Origin of the sequence: Acinetobacter sp. YH12072, assembly GCF_013419565.1 — a bacterium.
Taxonomy (GTDB): Bacteria; Pseudomonadota; Gammaproteobacteria; order Pseudomonadales; family Moraxellaceae; genus Acinetobacter.
Genome location: NZ_VOZV01000071.1, coordinates 1 through 4892, shown reverse-complemented (window position 1 = coordinate 4892; position 4892 = coordinate 1). Strand labels below are relative to the sequence as shown.

General features: G+C 37.6%; 5 protein-coding genes. 2 read left to right on the top strand and 3 right to left on the bottom strand.

Annotated elements, in window-relative coordinates; all coding sequences use genetic code 11:
- Positions 1–157: 157 nt before the first annotated feature.
- Entirely contained in the window at positions 158–886 is a 729-nt protein-coding gene (locus FTU19_RS15800; protein ID WP_144723540.1) for a TorF family putative porin, read from the bottom strand.
- An 870-nt stretch (positions 887–1756) separates the two neighbouring features.
- On the opposite strand from FTU19_RS15800, the gene FTU19_RS15795 reads away from it, so the two are divergent.
- Positions 1757–3106, top strand: a complete 1350-nt coding sequence (locus tag FTU19_RS15795) for an OprD family outer membrane porin (protein WP_180025468.1) — start codon at positions 1757–1759, stop codon at positions 3104–3106.
- A gap of 100 nt (positions 3107–3206) precedes the next feature.
- Here the strand turns inward: FTU19_RS15795 and ppa are convergent, their stop codons facing one another.
- Both ppa and FTU19_RS15785 read right to left on the bottom strand, forming a co-directional pair.
- On the bottom strand, positions 3207–3743 hold the full coding sequence (gene ppa, locus FTU19_RS15790; protein WP_034703878.1) for an inorganic diphosphatase: 537 nt from the start codon (positions 3741–3743) through the stop codon (positions 3207–3209).
- A gap of 120 nt (positions 3744–3863) precedes the next feature.
- Positions 3864–4262 carry an MAPEG family protein gene (locus FTU19_RS15785; RefSeq protein ID WP_166136510.1) on the bottom strand — a complete coding sequence of 133 codons (399 nt, stop codon included), beginning with the start codon at positions 4260–4262 and terminating at the stop codon, positions 3864–3866.
- 100 nt (positions 4263–4362) lie between these two features.
- Between FTU19_RS15785 and FTU19_RS15780 the strand changes: the two genes are divergently transcribed.
- Complete coding sequence (locus FTU19_RS15780; protein ID WP_034703874.1) at positions 4363–4749, top strand: hypothetical protein; 387 nt, start codon at positions 4363–4365, stop codon at positions 4747–4749.
- Positions 4750–4892 lie beyond the last annotated feature (143 nt).

Below are 4892 nucleotides of genomic sequence, written 5' to 3'. Positions count from 1 at the left end.
TCATGAAATACGGTATTCTGATGGGACAAAACCTGAATCCTGGTCGTTAAAGTGTTTGTTTGCACTCATATTTTAACTGTTAGGACTCAGGTTTTTTTATTTAAAGCAAACTATGGGACAGCAGTGACCTGAGATCGCCTTTTTTAAACCCCAAAGATTAGAAGCTGTAGCCTAGTCCTAATACCACTTTATTTTTCTGTTTATCTTCAAAACGGTTATAACCACCAAAAATATAATTCATGCTGGCGGTGATGCCTGTATCAGCAAGTGGCTTGCTTAGACCGATATCGAAATGACGGAAACCGAAACTGTTTTCTGTTCCTTTTATGTCGCCATCTTTGGCATAAATATATAGGCCAAGTGCAGTATCCAGACTAAAATCTTTTGGCAGTGCATAGCTATAGGTGCCTTTTAGATAGGTATCCCCTGCATTACCCCAATCAAGATCTTCAAGCAATGTTTGAGCAGTCACACCAAAATCTTTGTACGTCAGACCCAGCATGGTTTCAAAACCATTTGAGCCTGTATTGCCAATATCATAATAGTAATAATAAGTTAAACCCGCTGTATAACCCCAGTCTTCATTGATTGAACCGTTATAGCCCGCATAAAAATCATTTTCAAAGGCATTGGGCAAATCATCACCATAGTCTAATGTCGAACCCCACCAGCCTGCATAGAAACCAGAAGCATGATTGTAGTCCAGCCCCCCCTGTAAAGTAGCGCCCTTATTTTCTGGCGTATTGGTAATACCACGCAGGTTATAGCTTGAAAGTACGCTGATATTTCCAGATACCGTATGTTCAGCAGCCGGTTCCTCAGCAAAAGTAAAAGAAGATGCAGCGCCCAATAAAGCAAGAGATAATACTTTTAATGTTGATTTCATTGTGTGACTCCCCCAGATCGTCTGAGACGTTTTTTATGGTCATTGATTAAACTCAAGCTCGAAACTGCAAGAGCTATGCCAATCTGGAATAAAACAACTAAAATCTGATGAATAAAAATAAAATAAAGCACTAGGTGTTTGTTTTTAAATTATATTTAAATTTTTAAAAAAAGCACTTTAATAGATTCTTTTTAACCTTGGTCCTTTTTCAAGGATTTATTTTCTTTTTTCGGTCTTATACATAATCATTTACAAGTTGCGCCATTTTGAGTCTATTTTCGCTTTGATTAAATTTTGTGCTAAAAAAAGGTGCAGAAATAAAAAGTAAAGAAACACATTGCTCTATTCGAGTTTTCGATTCTTGCTCAAACTCAGAAAATTTCTGGATTAAAAAGTTCAAAATAGTGCTAAGCAAGAAAAAGTGATGCTCATGGAATGACTTTTTATTATTCAGAAATCTATGCGCATTTTTGGATTTATAAATATTTAAATTAAATATTTATATATTAAAATTCAATAATTTATAATCAATTCTCACTTTTAAGAAATTATTAATGAAGAGTCTGATACAGAAAATGAAGATTTTGAACACTCAACTTTTTCATTCTAAGAATTTTAATTTTAAATATTATTGATGCACTCATGAGTCATACCCTTCAGAGAATTTATATTTAAAAAATATCTTTGTTTTTATTTGTTTTTTTACTATATGGTCAGGATTTAGACTGTTAGATCTCTTACCATTGTTCACTTTAGATTAAAAAAAATCCATCGACTTTAGTGGAATATCGTAAATAAAAATGACATTTATTCAGCGAATCTTATACAATTCCTAAAAATTTCCATCAATTTGTATAAGGCTCTCTCCCAATGCAAAACACAAAAAAATTAACATTGGCAGTTTTGATTCAGGCTGCATTGATCTCAACCGCTTTTGCTAGCGAGCAAAGTGAGTCTAAAGGTTTTGTAGAAGATGCAGAAGGATCTGTACTTTTCCGTACTGGTTATTTATCTCGTGATAAGAAAAATGGCGTAGCAGATACAAGTTCAGCTGCACAGACTGCAATTGTGAAACTGGATTCTGGCTTTACTCAAGGTGTAGTCGGCTTTGGTGCCGGGATCATCGGTGATGCTTCTTTCAAACTAGGAAACAACAAAAATGCCGGTAATGGCATGATTCCTCGTGAAAACGGTTTCAATGCTAAAGGTGAGTACGTTAAAGGTGCTGGCGATACTTATGATCATTGGGCTCGTGGCGGCGCTTATGTGAAAGCTCGTGTATCTAATACCACTGCTGTATATGGTACCCAAGTTTTAGATCTTCCTGTATTGGCATCAAATACTGCACGTCTCGTTCCTGAATACTTTGAAGGCGTATTAGTGACTAGCAATGAAATTGATAACCTGTCATTAACAGCTGGTAAATTTACTAAAAACCAATATTCAGACCAAATCGACTCTGATGGTAACGAGCTTGATCGTGCTGTTGTTTGGGGCGCGAAATATAAATTTAGTGATGCTCTAAACGCTTCTTACTACGGTACAGATATTAAAGACCGTTTAGACCGTCATTATGTGAATGCGAACTATAGCTATGCAGTAGCCAATGGCGGCACTTTAACTCACGATTTCAGTGGCTATCATACTGAGTGGGATAAAAAAGCTGACGGTGGTGCATATACTTATTCTCATACCACAAATGACTTAAGTAACTTAAGCAACAATATTTGGGCTATTTCTACCACTTACAATACTGGTCCGCACAATATCATGGTGGCTTACCAACAAAATACTGGTAACACAGGCTATGACTATGGTTTGGGTCGCGGTGTAGGTGATGGTCATCAAACGATTTATCTACCAAACTCATACCTGTCTGACTTCATTGGCAATAATGAAAAATCAGCACAACTTCAATACACATTTGACTTCGGTGCTGTAAATGTTCCTGGTCTATCTTGGACTTCCGCATTTGTATATGGTTGGGATATTGATGTAGCAGGTAGTCCAGATCGTTCTCAGTTAGTAACTAGCGATGCACAAGAACGTGAATTCTTTAACCAGGTGAAATATACTGTTCAATCTGGTTTTGCTAAAGATGCGAGCTTGCGTTTACGTCACTCTTACTACCGTGCAAGCGATGATTATCAAGCTGATCGATACATTGGTGACACCAACGAATGGCGTATCTGGTTAGATATTCCTGTGAAATTATTCTAATTCACCCGAATTTCAAGCCATAATAAAAAACCTGCACATTGTGCAGGTTTTTTTGTTTAAGTTTTAAAAAGTTAAAGACTTAAACTGAAAAGCAAATGAATTATTTATTTGCTTCTGCATAAGCTGCAATTGAGCTGAGTACTTCCTTTTTAGCAACATCAGCACCTTCCCAACCACTTAACTTAACCCATTTACCTGGTTCCAAGTCTTTGTAGTGCTGGAAGAAGTGTTCGATTTGGCTGATCAGCAACGGAGGAAGATCAGTATATTCTTGAACATCTTTGTAGATCGGAGTCAGTTTGTCGTGTGGAACTGCAACCAGTTTCGCATCAACACCACCATCATCTTCCATGTTCAGTTTACCTACAGGACGGCAACGAATGACTGAACCTGGCTCTACTGGATGTGGAGTTACGACCAATACGTCTAGAGGATCGCCATCTAGAGAAAGTGTATTTGGTACATAACCATAGTTTGCTGGGTAGAACATTGCTGTACCCATGAAACGGTCTACAAATAATGCATCAGAATCTTTATCGATTTCATATTTGATTGGTGCTGCATTTGCAGGAATTTCGATAATGACATAGATGTCGTTTGGCGCATCTTTACCCGCTGGGATATTGCTGTAGCTCATAGCATCACTCTTTAACAAGTTATATCTTTTAAAAACCGCGACAATTATAACGGTTTTTACAGATTTTTTTTGATTTTAAAATATCGAACTGTAAATATCTCGACCTGCTTTATTTTAAGCTTAAGAGATTTTGATAATTAACAGCAGTAAGGTTATTGGACATAATAAAGATAACAGCCAGACAATTGAACGTAAGGTCGACCAGTTCGCCAGATAACAGATCCCATAGATGACCCGAAAAACCAGATAGGCAATCCCAAAGGTCATCACCAGACTTTGCGGCACGACCATATATTCTGCCATCAGAATCGAGGCGATAAAGAGCGGTAAGCTTTCAAAGCTATTTTGCTGAGCGGCATTGGCGCGACTGGCCAGGCCTGTAGACTTTTCTAAAAATGCCCGCGGATTCTGATTGTCTTTTGCACGAAACCCTGCCGATTTTTTCGCAATCAAGGTAAAAACATAAGGTAAAAGACAAGCTGCCAAAATGAGATAGATAACCCCACTAATGCTATGCATCTGATTTTTCTCTTGAGAATTTTTATGTCTATCATAGCATGGCGTTTCGTGAATAAATTTTGTTAAATAGAGTGTTTTTATAAATGATTAAGGATTCACTATGGTCAGCCCTGATCAAAATGAAATGTTCGATGTCCTCGAGAAACAGCGCCAGCATCAACGTCAAGTGGATCGCGTATTAAAAATCGTATTGCCGATTGTTGCATTTCTGATAGCGGTCATTTGTGCCAATATGAATATCTGGTCTCCCCTCTTTACCTTTGCCATCTTATGGATTGCCTTCTATGCCGTGGGCATCAAACGCATGCCGATCTGGCACTGGGTGGTCGCAATCATCATTTATTGCCTGATAGATAATATTCTCAGTTATGGCAGTTTTAATTTGAGAGGATTTAACCGCCAGTTTGGTACCATGTTTATTTTTTTGGGTGTGATCGGGGTAGGACGTCCTTACTTCGACCGCTGGCTAATGAAAAAAGAGAATTAAAAAAAGCGCCCTCAGGCCATTGCTGTCCCACAATTTTTCACAAGAGGAAGCTCAAATGAGCTTCCTCTTGTTTTATGGGTATTTTATCGGGTGAAAATAAAGCTTTTAAAGTTCTTCTTTCAAACAAATTCACTTGAATTATT

Excerpts from the sequence above, each read along its gene's own strand:
- FTU19_RS15800 (WP_144723540.1), bottom strand. The coding sequence starts at position 886 with ATGAAATCAACATTAAAAGTATTATCTCTTGCTTTATTGGGCGCTGCA.
- FTU19_RS15795 (WP_180025468.1), top strand. The coding sequence starts at position 1,757 with ATGCAAAACACAAAAAAATTAACATTGGCAGTTTTGATTCAGGCTGCA.
- ppa (WP_034703878.1), bottom strand. The coding sequence starts at position 3,743 with ATGAGCTACAGCAATATCCCAGCGGGTAAAGATGCGCCAAACGACATC.
- FTU19_RS15785 (WP_166136510.1), bottom strand. The coding sequence starts at position 4,262 with ATGCATAGCATTAGTGGGGTTATCTATCTCATTTTGGCAGCTTGTCTT.
- FTU19_RS15780 (WP_034703874.1), top strand. The coding sequence starts at position 4,363 with ATGGTCAGCCCTGATCAAAATGAAATGTTCGATGTCCTCGAGAAACAG.